This window comes from Parasalinivibrio latis (genome assembly GCF_036825535.1).
GTDB lineage: Bacteria > Pseudomonadota > Gammaproteobacteria > Enterobacterales > Vibrionaceae > Parasalinivibrio > Parasalinivibrio latis.
In genome coordinates this window covers 1,579,920-1,597,485 of record NZ_CP098813.1, presented here as the reverse complement: position 1 = coordinate 1,597,485, position 17,566 = coordinate 1,579,920, and the positions used below count along the sequence as shown (strand labels likewise).

Genomic DNA, 17,566 nt, shown 5'->3' with positions numbered 1-17,566 from the left:
CTATGCCTCCCGCGCTAAAGATTGTTTTCCTTTGGCCTGCTCAAATCGGCTTATCGCCTCTTTTCTTCTTTCGGAGTGATCGACAATCGGCAAGGGGTAATCGAGGTTAATCCCTTTTTTATGCGCCCACTTATGGGGTTCATGTACCTTCCCTCCCTCTATCTCCCTCAGCTCAGGCATCCACTCACGAACAAAGTCTCCCTTGGGATCAAACCGCTGACCCTGTGAGGTAGGATTGAAAATTCTGAAGTATGGTTGCGCGTCCGTTCCTGTTGACGCTGACCACTGCCAGCCACCGTTATTCGATGCATAATCCAGATCAACAAGCTTTTGAGAGAACCATGCTTCCCCCCAACGCCAGTCAATTAACAAATCTTTGGTGAGAAAACTTGCGACGATCATTCGAAGCCTGTTATGCATCCATCCGGTGTCCGCTAACTGCCGCATTGCTGCATCAACAATCGGGAACCCGGTTTTGCCTGATTTCCAGGCTTCAAACAGGTCTTTATTGTTATCCCACTTAACGTTGTCGGCCCAGTCGATAAAGGCTTCTCCCCGGCTGATTTTCGGGAATGCGGCGCTAAGGTGCTGGTAGAACTCCCGCCAGATGATTTCTGATATCCACACTGCCGGCCCGCCATTTCCGTCGAGAGAGAGTTCGGGATAGTCCTCCAACACTCTTGCAAGGCATTGGCGTGGAGAAAGCGCACCAATCGCAAGATATGGCGACAGCACACTGGTTCCGTCTTTAGAGGGGAAGTCCCGGTCGGCGTCGTATCTTGCAGCCTGTCCTGACGTAAATTCACGCAGGCTTCGTAGTATGCTCATTTCATCGACATACCAGCCTGCGCTTTCCATCGAAATGTGCGCTTCAAGTTTCTCGGCGGTTTGGCTAAATGCGGAATGCCCCACCGTCGGAAGGTTGTCATTACTGACCGCTTTGACCGGGTACCAGTTAACGTTAGCCAGTGCTTTCAGCCACGCACGCTTAAAAGGGGTAAAAACTTTGTAAACATCTGACTTTGCAGATAAAACACTTCCGGGAGGTAAAACACACCGGTCATGGATAAGCGACACTTTGATTCCAGCCGCAGCTGCTTTTTTGGTAAGCAGAGCATCACGACGGGTTTCATTAACTTCATATTCACATTGGGCGATGATTTCGTCTGCGCCTATTGATTGGGCAATTGCTATCACCTCCAACACCGCTGTTTCATAGTTCTCTGCTTCAATGAACCCCAGCGGAATGTTTTTGATACCTAATTCGTTGTTGAGAGCGGCTAACCTACGGTAGATGAGGTCACGCTGTATAGATGACAGGTTGTGGACATCCCATTGTTCGGGTGTAGCGGCATACACAGCTACAACGGGTTCTCCTGCCAGCTGAGCGACAGCAATAGCCCGGTTATCCCTTGTTCTCAGGTCTCTTCTCAGCCAAACAAGCTTCATAAGCTGCCACCCCGCTCACTGAATCGTTCCAGTTCATGTCTGTGAATCCGGACAATGTCACCCGTTACTTTGAGTACAGGTACTTCCTGGTTACCTAACTCGATCAGTTCATTGATCTGGTTTGTCGTCAGTTTTTTATCTCCTGAGACAACTAACTGCTCAATCCGGCGTTCTGCTAACAGGCCTCCAAGCACGTTCAGCTTTTCAATCGGTCCGTCCAGCACTTCGACCCCAAAACCATCTGAGCTCACATCGAGGGCGAGCAGCCACAAGAAATAACTGGTTTGATCGTCAGTGGAGCACACTACCGCGCGACGTTTTGCCTGCTGCTTTTTGAGGACAACAATTTGCACAACGCGCTCGACCATCACCGAACGCCAGAGAGCGGTCTGTATATCCGCCAAGGTAAGCCCTTCTGACGACAGATAATTTTCTACCGGTTCAACAAGTTTGGTTTTGACTGTTCGCCAAGGGTATTCCTTAAGACAGCGAGCGACGATCTGCTCGACTTTTGCCCGCCTGAATGCACCCAACGCAGCAGTGATTTCGGTGTATTCAGCCAACGTTTTAGACGGTTCTGGCTCGGTCAAGTCCCCGGAGAGCAAGGGCTTGACCTTTCCAATGGAAACACCCTTATCCAGCCAGTTCACAACCTTCTGCACTACAGCAAGATCAGCATCGCTGTAAAGACGATGGCCCTTTTCCGAACGGCCGGGCTTTACCAAGCCATAGCGTCTCTGCCAGGCACGGAGTGTCACCGGGTTAACACCGGTTAACTCTGATACCTCGCTGATGGTGTAGGTTTTCCCCTCAGAGGCCATAGCGAACCTTCAGCTCTTTTGGATATGGACTGAGAAAAGCCTGATGGGACAGGTAGTCGTCCGGAAACTCACGCAAATGGTGATTTATCAACGTGATTGGTGCCATCAGGGGCAGCGTGCCTTCGTTGTAGGAAAGAATGACTTCCGACAAATCTGCTTTTTGCTCTTTACTCAGGTCTTTCTTGAAATAACCCTGCAGGTGCATGAGGACGTTGGTGTTATTTTTCCGGGTTGCCAGCTTCTTTAATACGTTCATCAGTTTCAGGCGATAAAGGGAGAAAAACTCGTTGATGTCGTACGAAGCAATGTCAGCAACAAATCTTCCAAGAGCTCGGTATTCGTCCTGGCTGTGGGCAAGTAAGGCGTATTTGTATCGGGAGTGGAATTTGATGATTTTATCTTTGGTTGGTTCACCTTCCATTGAACGGTAAAGGTCATCCAAGGCAAAAATCCGCGTAACAAAATTCTCTCGCAGTATAGGGTCATTGAGACGCCCATCCTCTTCAACCGGCAACCACGGCATTTCTTCCAGCAGTTTTTGAGTAAACAAGCCGATTCCGATTTTCTCCGCAGCAACATACCCGTTTTCCCGGTAAACCTTTACACGCTCCATCCCACAGGTCGGTGATTTTGCGCATACGATATAACCGCGAAGATCCTGAGACTTTAGAGAACCAACCTTCTTCGCTGAAAAGTTATGCATTAAGTCTGTGTAGTCCTTGTCGGCGTCTTTCGTCTCGACCAACCGGACCCCTATTTCATTTTCCATCAGCCGGATTGTCGGCCTTGGCACGCCAAGCCCTATACCCACCTCAGGACACACCGGAACAAACTCAACATACTTTCCAAGTTCTTTTACGACAAAGTTGCTCTTTTTATGCCCCGAATCAAAACGGACGTTTTCTCCGAGAACACAGGCACTGATTCCTACGCTGATTTTCATGGCTGCTCCCGACGCTCGACGTTGTTGTACATGTTTAATCCTTTGTACAACCAAAGTTAGCAACCGGATCACTACCTGTACAAATTTTGAACCCTGTATAACTAAACTTAATGCATATAGTGTGAACCGGCAGACTTTTTTGGAAATTGTATTACTCAAGCAATTCCGTGAGTTAAAAGGAAAGAAAGGTAAATTTTGTAACAATTGCGGCAAATCAAGTTCTAAAAATGAATTTTCTGGCTCACAACTATTTACATCAAATCAAAATCCTGTATCTTGCGCAGTCACTTGTCTTAACAGGACAGGTCACCTCACTTGCGTGATGCAAGCGGGAAGAAAATATCGAAGAAGCGTTTCATACAGAAATGCTGAGTTCGGTAAGCGGCGCCGACTGGTTCGGGCATGGGGGCTGATGACCAGCATTGCGGGGTCAACTTTCCTCCCACTGGGGGTAGCTGTTGTTTAGCTGCCTGTTTGCGCGCTTTCCTATAAAGAATGCGCTTTTCTTACACTTGGATACTGTAAGGAATTCGTATGCACGAAGATAAGATCCTCGATTCCGAGAGCCAGACTCTCGGCGTCCCGTCCATGCAAGGGTTGAGAAACCTGGGACCGGACGCCGTAATGACCCGTCAATCTGAACAGGAATCCGAAGTCCGCTCTTACCCGCGGAGAATCCCTATTGCAATCAAACGCGCCGATGGTGTGATCATTACTGACACCCGAGGCCAACAGTTCGTTGATTGTTTAGCGGGAGCCGGTACCCTGTCTTTGGGTTACAACCATCCGGAAATTAATCAGGCTATAACCGACTCACTGGCTTCCGGTGTGCCGTACCAAACGCTTGATCTCACAACACCAACCAAAGATAACTTTGTCCAGACACTGCTGGGTTTCCTGCCTTCTCCTCTTGCAGAAAACGCCCGGATTCAGTTCTGTGGCCCTTCTGGCGCCGACGCCGTCGAAGCCGCCATCAAACTGGCGAAGCAGACAACCGGTAGAAATACCATTGTCGCTTTCCACGGTGGTTACCATGGCATGACCAATGGTGCAATGTCCCTTACCGGTAACCTGGGTGCAAAAGAGCGCCGTACCGGATTGATGGCCGATGTCCATTTCCTGCCTTACCCATACAGCTATCGCTGTCCGTTTGGGCTTGGCGGGGAAGCCGGTGCCTGGCAGAGTATTCGCTATATCGAACATATTCTGAATGACGTAGAAAGCGGCATTCAGAAGCCCGCTGCTATTATTCTGGAGCCTATCCAGGGTGAAGGCGGTGTCATCCCAGCCCCAGCCTTCTGGCTGCAAGAGATCAGACGCATCACCCGCGAACTGGGTATTCTCCTCATTTTTGACGAGATCCAGTGCGGTATCGGTAAGTCCGGATCTCATTTTGCCTACGAGATTGCGGGAATTCAGCCTGACATTCTTGTTATGTCAAAAGCCGTAGGTGGTGGTTTGCCAATGTCTGTACTCGCCTTTAGCAAGGAAATCGATTCCTGGCGTCCAGGTGAGCACACAGGCACATTCCGGGGTAACCAGCTTGCTATGGCTACCGGTGCCAAAGCGATGGAAATCATCCAACGCGACGGATTGGTTGCCAATGCCCGGGAAATGGGAGAACGCCTCACCGGACACTTGCTTGAGCTGCAAAAACAACATGCCTGTATCGGGGATGTTCGTGGACGTGGTTTGATGCTAGGTATCGAAATTATTAACCCGGGTAAAACCAATAAACTTGGCCAGCCCGAAGCCGACGGTGAACGTGCAATAGCGATTCAGCGTGCGGCTCTTGAACGTGGATTAATTATAGAGAAAGGCGGACGTCACGGTTGTGTACTTCGCTTCCTGCCTCCTCTGATTATTAATGGCGCTCAAATTGATTTCGTCGCCGATGTCATCGATCAGGCAATCAAGGCAACTGACTAAGGGCACAACTATCCATGACACATTTAGACTGGAAGTCACAGTTCATTAGCTGTGGCCCGGGCGGTACAGACTCATACCGAAATACCCTAGCCCACGCGTTAAGTCATGTAAGCGCGTTGTTTGAGGTATGTGACAAGCCATATTCCGGAATGGATCCCGACGTGCTGGCAAACACCATTGGCAGTATGGTCATTCCAGATATCGGCAACGGAGATATTTATTCATCCATTGATGAAACAATGGAGGGTATCGCCCAAAACGCCATTATCGTCCAACACCCGAATTGCATTGCCCATTTACATACACCTCCACTGGTTCCGGCACTTGCTGCTGAGCTGATTCTTTCTGCTCTGAACCAGTCAATGGATTCATGGGATCAGGCATCCAGTGCGACTTACCTTGAGCAGCATATGTGCAACTGGGTGACACGCAAATTTGGAATGGGTGACTATGGTGATGCAACCTTCACCAGTGGCGGTACGCAGAGCAACCAAATGGCGTTGCTATTGGCACGTGATGCAATGATTTACCGTATTTCAGGTCACCGCGTTCAGAAAGACGGTCTGCCTGATTACTTCAGTAAGCTGCGCATAGTGTGTTCGGAAACCAGCCACTTTACGGTTAAAAAAGCTGCCGGGCAGATGGGCCTTGGGGAAAATGCGGTTTGTACCGTTGCTGCGCGCAACAATGGCACAATTGAAATCAAGGCACTCAAACAAACCCTGTCATCGCTTGTTGAACAAGGCTTCATTCCATTTGCTCTCGTAGGCACAGCAGGAACCACAGATCACGGCGCGATTGATGCGCTGCCTGAAATGGCAGATCTGGCCGAGGAATATAACCTTTGGTTCCATATTGATGCCGCTTACGGTTCCGGCCTGAAGCTATCACCATACAGTGACAGGTTAAATGGTATAAACCGGGCTGATTCCGTTACCGTGGACTTTCACAAGCTGTTCTACCAGCCAATAAGTTGCGGCGCACTCTTGGTCAAAGATAAGGAAAATTTCCGGTTTCTGTTGCACCGAGCCGATTACCTGAATCGTGATACGGACACATTGCCCAACCTGGTGGATAAATCTCTCTCCACTACTCGCCGGTTTGATGCGCTGAAGCTGTTTATGACACTTCGCACACTTGGGGAGCAAGGGCTGGGAAGTATGATTGGCCACACCGTTGACCTTGCTGAAGAAGCTGCAATACAGGTGGCTTCCCATCCTTCACTCTCTTTACTTAGTGAACCTCAGCTATCAACGGTGTTGTTCCGTTTGGTGCTGCCAGGTCTAACCGAAGAGCAGCAGGACAGCTTCCACCGCCGGATCCGTCACGAACTTCTGGTGAATGGCATTGCCGTATTGGGTGAAACCATCATAAACGGACGGGTCAGCCTGAAACTGACCATTCTCAACCCGCTTCTCACACCAGAAAACATCCGGGTATTGTTTTCTGCAATAACCGAGTATGCCGGGGTTATCCAGTCTGAATATTCACTCGCAGTCTGAGAAGACTGGGATAGTTAACGAACATATTTCCGGGAATCGACAAACCGGAACGCAATATAGAAGGTACACAACATGGCAGTTCTACAAATTGGTGCAGGTGGTGTTGGATGGGTTGTTGCCCATAAGTTGGCGCAGCATAACGATGTATTCGGAGACATTGTTCTGGCCTCAAGGACCGTATCCAAGTGCGACACAATCATTGAAAGTGTCCTGCGTAAGAACAACCTGAAGGATTCAGGTAAGACCCTGAAATCTGCATCCGTAGATGCGGATAATATTGAATCGCTGGTTTCTCTGATCGAAGAAGTAAAACCGGATCTGGTAGTAAATGCCGGCCCTCCTTGGGTTAACGTAGCGATTATGGAAGCCTGCGTACGAACAAAAACGGCCTACCTTGACACATCAGTAGCAACTGACCTTTGCTCTGAAGGCCAGCAGGTACCTGAAGCCTACGATCCACAATGGGCTTTTCGTGAACGTTTTGAAGAAGCCGGTATTACAGGGCTGCTTGGTTGTGGCTTCGATCCGGGTGTAGTAAGTGTTTTTGCAGCTTATGCATGGAAACACCTGTTTGATGAGATCGACACCATTGATGTTATGGACGTCAATGCTGGTAACCATGGCCGCAAGTTTGCGACCAATTTCGATCCTGAAACTAACATGCTGGAAATTCAGGGCGACTCTTTCTATTGGGAAGGCGGAGAGTGGAAACGTACTGGATGTCACACCCGCATGATGGAGTTTGACTTCCCTGTCGTTGGCGCCCACAAAGTATACTCAATGGCACACGACGAAGTCAGATCACTGGCTGAATTCATCCCGGTAAAAAACCGTATTGAGTTCTGGATGGGCTTTGGCGACAACTACCTGAAATACTTCAACGTTATGCGCGATATTGGCTTACTTTCCCCAGATCCGGTAACAACCGTTGATGGTGTAACTGTGTCTCCGTTGAAAGTGCTTAAAGCCATTCTTCCTGAACCAACCAGCCTTGCCAAGGATTACACCGGCAACACCTGTATCGGTACTATGGTTTCAGGCCAGAAAGAGGGTAAAGCACGCAAGGTGTTTGTTTATAACATCTGTGATCACAAAGCTTGCTACAACGAAGTTGAATCTCAGGCCATCTCCTACACGACGGCAGCCCCGGCTATTACCGCTGCCCTACTGTATTTTAAAGGAGCCTGGAACCAGAAAGGGCTATTCAATGTTGAACAGCTCGACCCGGATCCATTCCTTGATCTGATGCCTTCGATTGGACTGGGCTGGGAAGTGCTGGAGCTTGACCCATCAGACAACCAAACCATTAACTGGCTCAACGAAGCCTAAATCTTAATATTTGATAAATAGGGCGGCTCAGGCCGCCTTATTTTTCTATTTGGGGCACAACTGATGAAGCAAGAGTTACAAACTCCCTACTTCATGATTGATGAAGCAGCACTTATTAAAAACCTAGAGCGCATCGCGACCCTTAAAGCTCTGTCCGGCGCGAAAATGGTTCTGGCTCTGAAGTGTTTCTCTACTTGGGGGGTATTTGACATCATGAAACCCTACCTCGACGGAACCACAAGCAGTGGACCTCTGGAGGTAAGGCTGGGTGCAGAGACCCTTGGTGGGGAAACTCACGGTTACAGCGTAGGTTACTCCAAGCAAGATATTGAGGCGGTTAATCCTTACATTAACAAGCTGATTTTCAACTCCCTCAGCCAACTTGAATCACTTCGTGACGATGTAGCTGAGGGGATATCTATAGGTGTTCGCTTTAATCCCGGTGTCAGTTTCGCTCGCCAGGACCTCGCCAACCCAGCACGGAAGTTCTCACGTCTGGGGGTGAGTTTAGACAAACTCAGCCATGAGTCCTTGAAAGGCGTTGAAGGTTGCATGTTTCATATGAACTGTGAAAACAACAATTTTCAGGCCTACAAAGAACTGATTGAAAAGATCTCATCCGATTTTGGAATTTACCTGGATCAACTCAGCTGGGTTAGCCTGGGGGGTGGCGTTGCATTCACATCTGATGGCTATCCGTTGGAGGAACTGGGCTCACTGCTGAAGTGGTTTAGCGAAAAACACGGTGTGCAGGTTTACCTTGAGCCAGGGGAAGCTGTTATCACCAAAACAACTGACCTTGCTGTAACTGTCATCGACATTGTTGAAAACGAGATGCAAACCGCCATCGTTGACAGCGCCACCGAAGCACACCGGCTTGATACACTTATTTATAATGAACCGGGAGCCATCAGGGAAGCCAGTGAAAACGGCAAGTATGAATATGTTATTGGCAGCTGTTCCTGCCTTGCCGGAGACCAGTTCTGTATCGCCAGTTTTGACCAACCACTGAAACCCGGAGACCGGCTTCACGTGATGGATTCCGGCGGCTATACCATGGTAAAGCTAAACTGGTTTAACGGTCTTAAAATGCCTTCAATATACTGTCGCCGCCAGTCTGGTGAGGTGGTTGAACTGAACACATTCAGTTATGAGGATTTCAAGGCTACACTATCCCGCTGGACAGTCTGAATCTGATAACTACCGGAGCCCAGCTCCGGTTTTTTATTCTTCGGCGGCTTTCAGACTGCGCAGTCTTCGAATAAAAATCTCAATAGGTTCGGGTTTGGCAAAATACGCGCCTTGTAAAAGCGTGACGCCATTTTCTATCAAAAAATCCACCTGTTCTTTGGTTTCGACACCTTCTGCAATAACCTTGCACCCAGCACTCTGTGCAAAAGCGATAATCGATTTCAAAACGGTAGTGTTTTGGCTTGTCCTGCCAATGGCTTTAACAAACATTCGGTCTATTTTGATGGTATCAATGTCCAACTCATGAAGGTATGAAAACGCCCCATAGCCTGTTCCACAGTCATCCAGCTTTATCGATATACCAAACTCACGAAGTCTTTCTATATTTCTCTGTGCAGCTTTTAGGTCACTGAATGGTGTTCGCTCTGTAATTTCCAGCGCCAGGTGCTCACCAAAGAAGTTACTTTCTCTTATTTGATTGATAATCCCTGAGGCAATTTCGGGCTGTTCCAGATAGGTGGGTGAAACATTGATACTCACGAAAAAGTTATTTGGCATGTTGATCCCGGACAATTCGACAAGGACCGACTCAATCAACTGATCCGTGAGTGGGTTGATAAGCCCTTTTTGCTCCGCTAACGGAATGAACACACTGGGCGACATCATGTCACCATTCGAAACAATCCAGCGAACCAGAACCTCACATCCCCTCATACGGAAACCACCGTTTTCCGCTTCAACAATAGGTTGGTAGAACGGAATAAGTGCATTGTCTTCAATGGCTTGTTTGAGGATAAGATCTAGCCTGTGTTTCTTTTTCGACAGAGCCAGTCTCATCAGAATTCCGATAACCAGGATTAAGAACAGTCCCAGGGAGATCAGTTTTACTTCATTGCCAACGATGTAGTTCAGCCCTTTATCATTCATGTAAAAACGGATAACGCTTCCGGTATCTATCCGTTTTGTATACACAAGTGCATAGTCTTCATCTGAATTGTTTGGAAATATCTGGACATCCTGCCCATCAATGCTTTGCAGTATATACATGCAGCGGTCACACCCCGGAAGCAGTACCTGACGTGGTGCTGGAATCAGCCGGATTACACCATCAAGGGTTTCATACCTGATCTCCCTGATCGTATTTTCCCGAAGAAGCAAAGCAATACCGTCAAAGTTAACCTGCTGTGTACCCGGAATATCGACCAAACGTTCCGCCGAAATATCGGGATTGAAGTAAGAGCAAGAACGAAAGTCTTTCAGGTGGAGGTCAATGAAGCGGATAAGGGGGTTTCTTGCCATTGTTTCCCGTAATAACTCGACATCCTGTTGCCCGCAGTCATATTTGATTTCCTTATTAAGTACTGCAATATCATGGATGCCAAGGGAGTACAGACCGTGATCGAGATAGCCAATAACGAAAAAATCATCATCAAACCTCTCCCCCACCAGCCAGTTTTTTATAGGGAACTGTGATATCCAGGCCAAAACTGCCGCCAGGGATATCAGAAACACCGTCTCGAAGTTTCGTTTCCTTTGCGTCACTATCTCCCCTTAAAACAACGACATAAGACTAAAGTATCTTTTGTTATTTGAGGTTACTTCGAGGGTAAAGCATAGGTTAGAATTCAGTCATTAGCGAATTCGTTAAGCCCAAGAGGCTTTAATTAACAGAGGTTTATCTTTTGTCTTAAAGATAAGAAAGGTGGCAAGACGTTTCATTTTCAGCTTCACTGCAGAAATTTGGAAGAAACATCAAAGCACTGTAGATACCCACTTTTTGAGGGCTTCTTCTGTCAGGCAAAGTTTCTCCTTACGGGATTTGGCCAGCTGCTTGAATCGGTACTCCGCTTTAAGGGCTTCTGACTTGTTGCCGACCATGCAGAATACCGCTAGCTTCAAGGGAAGCTTACCGCGTACATACTTTGCACTTTTCTTGCCGCCGGACTGGTGTTCGGTAAAACGCCTTTCCACATCAGTAGTTACCCCGCAATATAAGGAGTTACATGCGGTTCTGATTACATACATGTACCAGTCTGTTGATGTGTGAGGCGTTTTATCTGACATGATTATTCAAACAACGCTTTCAGTGCCTGAATTTCTGCTTTTAACTCTGAGACTTCATTCTCAAGCAAAGCAACCCGCTCCTGAAGGTTTGCCTCAGCGGGTGATGTAGCTCCGTGTTCCGGTACATTTACGGTTGCCATTTCAGACAAGTCTTCATCCCCGAAAAGATGCATATATCGGGATTCACGCTTACCTGGTTCACGCGGAAGTACAGCAACATATTCTTTTTCAATCAGCTTTTTCAGTACTGATTCCGTTTCCGAAACATCACTGAACTGGCAAAGCCTGTTGGTACGGGTTCTCAGTTCACCCGGTGTTTGGGGACCCCTCAATAACAACACACAGATAACCGCCAGTTCCTGGGAGGGGAGCCTGATGTTGCCAAACTCTGTGTTGCAGAAGCGATGCTGGTACTTGGTAACCCGGCTACCAAACCCTTCAATGCCACTGACTAGTCGCTTCTCTTTCAGGGCTTCAATGGTATCCATTACTGTCGCTTCATCCAGCGAATAAACCGGCTCCCGGTTACTTTTCTGGTTTGCAGCAGAAGTCAGGCTGTTGAGTGTCAGGGGGTATTGATCGGGGGTGGTAACTTCTTTTTCCAGTAAGCAGCCAATGATCCTGGCTTCATAGGGAGTGAGCGTGATTGTCATGATTATTCCTCACTTTTTCCATTTCACTGACTCCGTTATAGCAGTGTCCTTGGGTTGCAACAACACCGCTCCGGCAAATGTACGACACTTTTTATGCCGATCGTTGAGAAGATAACCAGTTTGCCAATAATCTTGCAGTAAGAGGCGTTTGTTATTGACTTTTCATGCGGTAGACCTACGATCCAGTACTTTTCCCCTATTCACAGGTAGCAACAATGTCTGAGCAAACCGAAACCCAAGAAAACGCAATCACCTTTGAAGAGCTGTCACCTGTACTGCAAGCCGTCGCCAAATACGAAAACGTACCTGCAGAAATGTACGGCATGCTGGTATCAGTTTATGAAGTATCTGAAGAAGGTGTTCGTGGCGTTTGGGATGAACTGCCAGCCAGTGCTCGTAATGTCCTGGAAGATTTCTCTCAGTTCCATGCACTGGTATCAGTAAGCCAATGCTATGCGGGAATTGATTTTCTGGCCGAGTTTGAAAAAGCTGACCTGAGCGATATGAATGAAGAACAGCAGCAAGAGTACAAAGCTCATCTGCTGGACAAATTGCTGCACCAGTGTGCGAAGGATCTTGCCAAGCAACTCAAGCAGGCTCGTCTGAAACCAAACCTCAAGCGTGAATTCCTGGCAGTATTTGAAGGATAATTTACAAGTCTGAGTCATTTAAAACCCCGTTATTCGGGGTTTTTTACTATTCAGGGACAGCTTAGGCTCAACTTCTGTATAAAGTTTTCAGCACGTGCCAGCCAAACTTGGTTTTTACCAACTGTGGCGTGAGTAATTCCCCTTTAAAGACAGCCTTGTCAAATGCAGGAACCATCTGACCTTGCTGGAACTCCCCAAGATCCCCTCCTTTCTTTCCAGACGGACAAAGTGAATGCTTCTTTGCCAGTTGTTGGAAGCTCGCACCTTTTTTTAACTGTGCCAGGATGCCTTTAGCTTCAGATTCTGTTTTAACGAGAATATGAACTGCGGCTGCTTTGCGTGCCATCTCATTTACCTTTTGATTGCTTCTAGCCGCGAATTTTACCGACAAAAAAGGGATCCGCAAGGGATCCCTTCGCTGTTAGGTACAGATGGTTAGAACAAAGAACCATTGACCCAAAGATGGGTAAAGATGGAGGCGACATATCCTAAGGCAATTGCAGGTGTCCATTTCAAATGGCCGGCAAACGTATACATACCCCGCGCATGTCCCATCAGTGCTACACCGGCGGCTGAACCAAGTGACAACAGGCTGCCACCCACGCCAGCAGTCAACGTGACAAGCAACCAGTTGCCTATAGACATATCAGGCTGCATGGTCAGTACGGCAAACATCACAGGAATGTTATCTATCACCGCAGACAGGAGTCCGACAACGGTGTTTGCCCAAACCGGGTTCCAGGTTTCATACATAACACCAGACACCAGCGACAGGTAACCAATAAGACTCAAACCGCCAACGCACATTACGACGCCATAGAAGAACAACAGGGTATCCCACTCCGCATGGGAAACGCGTTTGAAGACGTCAAAAGGCACAACGGAGCCCAGTCTTTTCAGAGCTTCTTCGTCATGATTTTCCATGGCCCTTGCACGTTTCTTTTCAAGGGAGCGAGGCAGCGTTTTACGAAGAAAGTAGCCAAAGAATTGAAGGTACGCTAACCCCATCATCATACCGACCGCCGGGGGAAGGTGAACCAACCCATGAAAAGAGACAGCAGTGACAATGGTTAACAGGAATAGAAATACAATTCGGCGGGCACCACGTTTCAATTCGACATGTTCTTGTACCAGGTCAGGGACTTCTCTTGGCACAAAGTAAGACATGATCGCTGCAGGAACAACGTAGTTGACGACTGATGGAATAAACAGGTAGCCAAAAGTCATGAAGTCAACCATTCCGGCCTGCCAGACCATAAGCGTTGTGATATCACCAAATGGACTGAAAGCACCACCGGCATTTGCCGCAACAACGATGTTGATACACGCCAGATTAATAAACTTCTTATCGTCACCACCTAGCTTCAGTACAACAGTGCAAAGCAGTAATGCAGTAGTAAGGTTGTCAGCAATAGGTGAAATAAAGAAAGCCAGGATACCTGTCAGCCAAAAAAGTGACCTTAAATCAAGGCCTTTACTGACAATCCATGACTTAAGGGCGTCAAACAACCTACGTTCTTCCATTGCCGCGATATATGTCATTGCAACTAACAGGAAGAGCATGAGTTCAGCATATTCGAGCAGGTTGTGCTCAATGGCGCTCTCTACAGGCGCTATATTGCCTGTTGCACTGTATGTCCAGGCTAAAGCAAACCATATAATACCCGCAGCCAAAAGCACTGGTTTTGATTTTCTGAGCTTGAGGTGCTCTTCCATCATCACCACTGCATAAGCAAGAACAAATACGATAAGTGAAAAATAACCGACGGGGGATTGTGTAAGGTCCAGAATTTGCGAGGTTTGTTCACCACCAGCTACGGACATAAGGCCCTGTAACATTCTTTACGCCTCCTTAGAAAGTTTAAACGCTTTACACTGTAAAGCGACTCAAAATCGTCAATGAATTTGAGAGCAGCATGCTTTAAATCAGGAATTTATTTCGCGGATAACTTCAAAAAACAAACATTAAATCTGTCAAAAATGAATCTTATAGTTTTTGTGTTTGTTAAATGTTTCACGATCAGTTAATAAAAACCACCCTAAACTAAAATAAAGGAATTTAATGCTATTCCCACATATGAATAATTATGCCCATTTGGGCAAGTATTACTTGAAGAAGGGCTTGCCTGACACAGCATATTGAACTTTGAAAAAAGAATAACAGGAAAATTTATTCACAATCGTGACGAGTCCGCAAATTATTCGCATGTATTTGTTTTTGTTTTTAGATATAACATAAGGGCAACATTAAAAGACCATGTCTGAAGCTTGGATTCAAAAAGACAAAATGGAGTGATTTATGGTTAAAAATAAATGGGTTGCTGCCGCCGCAATGGCATCAGCACTGCTTACTTCTCCCTTTACTGCAACGGCAGCAGACACTGCAAGTGTTGCCGTTTCACAAATTGTTGAACACCCCGCGCTTGACGCAACCCGTCAGGGCCTTTTAGACGGTCTCAAAGACAAGGGTTATGTTGAGGGCAAAAATCTCAACTTCACTTATCAGACAGCCCAAGGTAATCCCGCTATCGCCGTGCAGATCGCACGCCAGTTTGTTGGTGAAAACCCTGATGTGTTAGTTGGTATTGCGACGCCATCAGCCCAGGCACTTGCTGCCGCTACAAAATCAATCCCAGTGGTGTTTACAGCTGTAACAGACCCTGTCGGTGCAAAACTGCTCGGTGACATGGATAAACCAAGCGGCAACGTTACTGGTCTGTCTGACCTGTCCCCTGTTGCCCAGCACCTTGACCTGGCCATGGAATTGCTGCCAGGAATGAAATCTATCGGCGTAGTTTACAACCCGGGTGAAGCTAACGCGGTAACACTGGTTGAACTACTTAAAAATGCAGCTTCAAAAAAAGGCATTGAAGTGGTTGAAGGGACTGCACTCAAAAGTGCTGACGTTCAGGCTGCCGCTCAGATTGTGGCATCCAAATCTGATGCTATCTATGCTCCAACAGATAACACAGTAGCCAGTGCAATTGACGGGCTGGTTGGTGCAGCCAAGCAAGCTGGCGTACCGGTAATTGGCGGTTCTACGTCCTACGCACCAAATGGGGCTGTCGCCTCCCTTGGTTTCGACTACTACCAGATAGGTTATCAGACAGCAGATTATGTTTCCCAACTCCTGAAAGGAAAAAGTGCGTCTGAGCTCCCAGCCAGAGTCGCAACAGGATCTGATCTGGCTGTAAACTTGCGTATGGCAAAAGAGTTGGGAATTACGGTTCCCCAATCCATTTTGGACAGAGCAACAGGTACTGTTGAGTAAAACTGCAGTGTCAGGGAGAATTAGATGTCTGCAATAGCCTTCTTTGGCACCCTGGAAGTCGGCCTGATATTTGGGCTTGTTGCCTTAGGCGTATATCTGACTTTCCGGGTTTTGGATTTCCCTGATCTGACTGTAGATGGCAGCTTCCCTATGGGTGCTGCCGTCGCAGCAACAATGATTGTTGCTGGAGTCGATCCCTGGATCTCTACTTTCGCCGCTATTTTTGCCGCCGCAGCTTCAGGTGCGGTTACAGCCTTCCTTACCGTAAGGTGTGGCATTCTTAATCTGCTCGCCAGCATTCTTACGATGATTGCGGCCTTTTCTATCAATATTCGGATTATGGGTCGACCTAACGTCGCGCTGCTCGGTGTCGATACGATCCTTACCCCATTTGAAAATATGGGATTCAACCCAACCTATGTCCGCCCGGCGGTCGTTGCCGTCATAGTGCTGGTCAGTGCACTGTTTATCATTCGTCTGCTGAACAGTGACTTTGGCCTTGGGCTGCGTGCAACAGGTGTAAATGCTCGAATGGTAAGAGCCCAAGGGGGAAGCACCGGCTTCTATACCTATGTTGGGCTGGCTTTGTCCAATGGACTGGTTGGATTCGCCGGTGCGCTGTTTGCCCAGACTAACAGCTTTGCTGACGTGACCTCAGGTGTTGGTACTATTGTTGTTGGACTTGCCGCTGTAATACTTGGTCAAACGCTGATTCCAGGACGCAAAGTTTGGGTAGCTGTTGTTGCAGTAATTTTAGGATCCGTACTGTATAGGCTTGCTGTTGCTTTTGCTCTCAGCACCGGAATGTTCGGCATGAAGGCATCAGACCTTAATCTGGTCACGGCTGTTCTTGTCGCCATTGCACTGATCGCACCTAAAGTACGTCAGAACTACCAGAAGAAAAAGAAAGTGAAGGCTGCGAGGACGGTATGATTGAACTCAAGGATATAGAAGTTACTTTTAACCCAGGTACTGTTCTGGAAAACCGTGCTCTCCGAGGAATATCCCTTGAGGTACCGGAGCATCAGTTTCTAACAATCATCGGCTCAAATGGTGCGGGAAAATCGACGCTTTTAGGCGCAGTGTCCGGCGAAACTCCCATGATTGGCGGTAAGGTTATAATCGATGGGACTGATGTAACAACCTATCCGGTATTTAAGCGAGCAAACCTGGCAGCCAGGGTTTTCCAGGACCCGCTTGCAGGCACCTGTGGATCACTGACAATCGAAGAAAACCTCGCGTTGGCATACAAACGAGGAGGGATCCGTGGCTGGAAAATGGCAATATCTTCAAAGCGGCGAGAAATATTTCGCGAACGCATTGCCATTTTAGGTTTAGGCCTGGAAGACCGTTTAGGTGATAACATCGGACTGTTGTCCGGAGGCCAGCGACAGGCAGTCAGTTTGATTATGGCGACACTTGCCGAAAGCAAACTGCTATTGCTCGATGAACATACAGCCGCTCTTGACCCAAGAATGGCAGCCTTTGTTATTGATCTTACAAAGAAAGTTATTCAGGAATTTGACCTGACAGCCCTTATGGTTACGCACTCCATGAAAGATGCGCTCGCATGCGGTGATCGAACTGTCATGCTACACCAGGGTAAAATTGTACTGGATGTTGCCGGAGAAAGCAGGTCTAAGATGGGTGTAAGCGATTTACTTGAAATGTTTAGTAAAGTCAGAGGGGAAGAACTCGCCGATGACAGCTTACTTCTGAATTAACTTGGATTATCTTCTGTTGGTCAACGAAGGGTTACTCTGG

The 17,566-nt window shown here is 47.7% G+C and carries 14 protein-coding genes and 1 pseudogene; 7 read left to right on the top strand and 8 right to left on the bottom strand.

Annotated elements, in window-relative coordinates; genetic code table 11:
• The 3 genes from phrB to NF212_RS24180 are packed head-to-tail and all read right to left on the bottom strand — an operon-like array spanning position 1 to position 3,213.
• Entirely contained in the window at positions 1–1,449 is a 1,449-nt protein-coding gene (gene phrB / locus NF212_RS24190; protein WP_434361503.1) for a deoxyribodipyrimidine photo-lyase, read from the bottom strand.
• The gene (locus NF212_RS24185) at positions 1,446–2,270 is read right to left on the bottom strand and encodes a MerR family transcriptional regulator (RefSeq protein WP_434361502.1); all 825 of its coding nucleotides are present in this window, start codon (positions 2,268–2,270) and stop codon (positions 1,446–1,448) included. Before NF212_RS24185 ends, phrB begins: the two co-directional genes overlap by 4 nt.
• On the bottom strand, positions 2,260–3,213 hold the full coding sequence (locus NF212_RS24180; protein WP_434361501.1) for a YbgA family protein: 954 nt from the start codon (positions 3,211–3,213) through the stop codon (positions 2,260–2,262). The genes NF212_RS24185 and NF212_RS24180 overlap by 11 nt, the downstream gene beginning before the upstream one ends.
• Positions 3,214–3,747: 534 nt before the next feature.
• On the opposite strand from NF212_RS24180, the pseudogene NF212_RS24175 reads away from it, so the two are divergent.
• The 3 genes and pseudogenes from NF212_RS24175 to nspC all read left to right on the top strand — a co-directional run bounded on the left by NF212_RS24175 (position 3,748) and on the right by nspC (position 9,164).
• Positions 3,748–6,644 (top strand): annotated as a pseudogene (locus NF212_RS24175) (pyridoxal phosphate-dependent class III aminotransferase).
• A 72-nt stretch (positions 6,645–6,716) separates the two neighbouring features.
• Positions 6,717–7,973, top strand: coding sequence for a carboxynorspermidine synthase (locus NF212_RS24170; protein WP_434361500.1), 1,257 nt, complete (start codon positions 6,717–6,719; stop codon positions 7,971–7,973).
• A gap of 60 nt (positions 7,974–8,033) precedes the next feature.
• A complete protein-coding gene (gene nspC, locus NF212_RS24165) occupies positions 8,034–9,164 on the top strand; it encodes a carboxynorspermidine decarboxylase (RefSeq protein ID WP_434362983.1) in 1,131 nt (376 codons plus the stop codon).
• Between the two features lie 33 nt (positions 9,165–9,197).
• Here nspC and NF212_RS24160 read toward each other — a convergent pair whose 3' ends face one another.
• The 3 genes from NF212_RS24160 to NF212_RS24150 all read right to left on the bottom strand — a co-directional run bounded on the left by NF212_RS24160 (position 9,198) and on the right by NF212_RS24150 (position 11,881).
• Positions 9,198–10,706, bottom strand: a complete 1,509-nt coding sequence (locus NF212_RS24160) for an EAL domain-containing protein (protein WP_434361499.1) — start codon at positions 10,704–10,706, stop codon at positions 9,198–9,200.
• Between the two features lie 210 nt (positions 10,707–10,916).
• Complete coding sequence (locus NF212_RS24155; RefSeq protein ID WP_434361498.1) at positions 10,917–11,228, bottom strand: GIY-YIG nuclease family protein; 312 nt, start codon at positions 11,226–11,228, stop codon at positions 10,917–10,919.
• 2 nt (positions 11,229–11,230) lie between these two features.
• Positions 11,231–11,881, bottom strand: coding sequence for a YceH family protein (locus NF212_RS24150; RefSeq protein ID WP_434361497.1), 651 nt, complete (start codon positions 11,879–11,881; stop codon positions 11,231–11,233).
• 215 nt (positions 11,882–12,096) lie between these two features.
• Between NF212_RS24150 and NF212_RS24145 the strand changes: the two genes are divergently transcribed.
• Positions 12,097–12,531 carry a DUF3069 domain-containing protein gene (locus NF212_RS24145; protein WP_434361496.1) on the top strand — a complete coding sequence of 145 codons (435 nt, stop codon included), beginning with the start codon at positions 12,097–12,099 and terminating at the stop codon, positions 12,529–12,531.
• A gap of 67 nt (positions 12,532–12,598) precedes the next feature.
• Here NF212_RS24145 and ppiC read toward each other — a convergent pair whose 3' ends face one another.
• Both ppiC and nhaD read right to left on the bottom strand, forming a co-directional pair.
• Positions 12,599–12,877, bottom strand: a complete 279-nt coding sequence (gene ppiC / locus NF212_RS24140) for a peptidylprolyl isomerase PpiC (RefSeq protein WP_434361495.1) — start codon at positions 12,875–12,877, stop codon at positions 12,599–12,601.
• 89 nt (positions 12,878–12,966) lie between these two features.
• Positions 12,967–14,370 carry a sodium:proton antiporter NhaD gene (gene nhaD / locus NF212_RS24135; RefSeq protein WP_434361493.1) on the bottom strand — a complete coding sequence of 468 codons (1,404 nt, stop codon included), beginning with the start codon at positions 14,368–14,370 and terminating at the stop codon, positions 12,967–12,969.
• Between the two features lie 460 nt (positions 14,371–14,830).
• On the opposite strand from nhaD, the gene NF212_RS24130 reads away from it, so the two are divergent.
• Genes NF212_RS24130 through NF212_RS24120 form a run of 3 tightly spaced genes read left to right on the top strand, consistent with a single transcriptional unit; the run spans position 14,831 to position 17,526 of the window.
• Positions 14,831–15,802, top strand: coding sequence for an ABC transporter substrate-binding protein (locus NF212_RS24130; protein ID WP_434361492.1), 972 nt, complete (start codon positions 14,831–14,833; stop codon positions 15,800–15,802).
• A gap of 24 nt (positions 15,803–15,826) precedes the next feature.
• Entirely contained in the window at positions 15,827–16,735 is a 909-nt protein-coding gene (locus NF212_RS24125) for an ABC transporter permease (RefSeq protein ID WP_434361491.1), read from the top strand.
• Entirely contained in the window at positions 16,732–17,526 is a 795-nt protein-coding gene (locus NF212_RS24120; RefSeq protein WP_434361490.1) for an ABC transporter ATP-binding protein, read from the top strand. Before NF212_RS24125 ends, NF212_RS24120 begins: the two co-directional genes overlap by 4 nt.
• The last annotated feature ends 40 nt before the right edge of the window (positions 17,527–17,566 follow it).

What these genes read in the sequence shown, in the direction of transcription:
- phrB (WP_434361503.1), bottom strand. Translation starts at nt 1,449, where the DNA reads ATGAAGCTTGTTTGGCTGAGAAGAGACCTGAGAACAAGGGATAACCGG.
- NF212_RS24185 (WP_434361502.1), bottom strand. Translation starts at nt 2,270, where the DNA reads ATGGCCTCTGAGGGGAAAACCTACACCATCAGCGAGGTATCAGAGTTA.
- NF212_RS24180 (WP_434361501.1), bottom strand. Translation starts at nt 3,213, where the DNA reads ATGAAAATCAGCGTAGGAATCAGTGCCTGTGTTCTCGGAGAAAACGTC.
- NF212_RS24170 (WP_434361500.1), top strand. Translation starts at nt 6,717, where the DNA reads ATGGCAGTTCTACAAATTGGTGCAGGTGGTGTTGGATGGGTTGTTGCC.
- NF212_RS24155 (WP_434361498.1), bottom strand. Translation starts at nt 11,228, where the DNA reads ATGTCAGATAAAACGCCTCACACATCAACAGACTGGTACATGTATGTA.
- NF212_RS24150 (WP_434361497.1), bottom strand. Translation starts at nt 11,881, where the DNA reads ATGACAATCACGCTCACTCCCTATGAAGCCAGGATCATTGGCTGCTTA.
- NF212_RS24145 (WP_434361496.1), top strand. Translation starts at nt 12,097, where the DNA reads ATGTCTGAGCAAACCGAAACCCAAGAAAACGCAATCACCTTTGAAGAG.
- ppiC (WP_434361495.1), bottom strand. Translation starts at nt 12,877, where the DNA reads ATGGCACGCAAAGCAGCCGCAGTTCATATTCTCGTTAAAACAGAATCT.
- nhaD (WP_434361493.1), bottom strand. Translation starts at nt 14,370, where the DNA reads ATGTTACAGGGCCTTATGTCCGTAGCTGGTGGTGAACAAACCTCGCAA.
- NF212_RS24130 (WP_434361492.1), top strand. Translation starts at nt 14,831, where the DNA reads ATGGTTAAAAATAAATGGGTTGCTGCCGCCGCAATGGCATCAGCACTG.
- NF212_RS24125 (WP_434361491.1), top strand. Translation starts at nt 15,827, where the DNA reads ATGTCTGCAATAGCCTTCTTTGGCACCCTGGAAGTCGGCCTGATATTT.
- NF212_RS24120 (WP_434361490.1), top strand. Translation starts at nt 16,732, where the DNA reads ATGATTGAACTCAAGGATATAGAAGTTACTTTTAACCCAGGTACTGTT.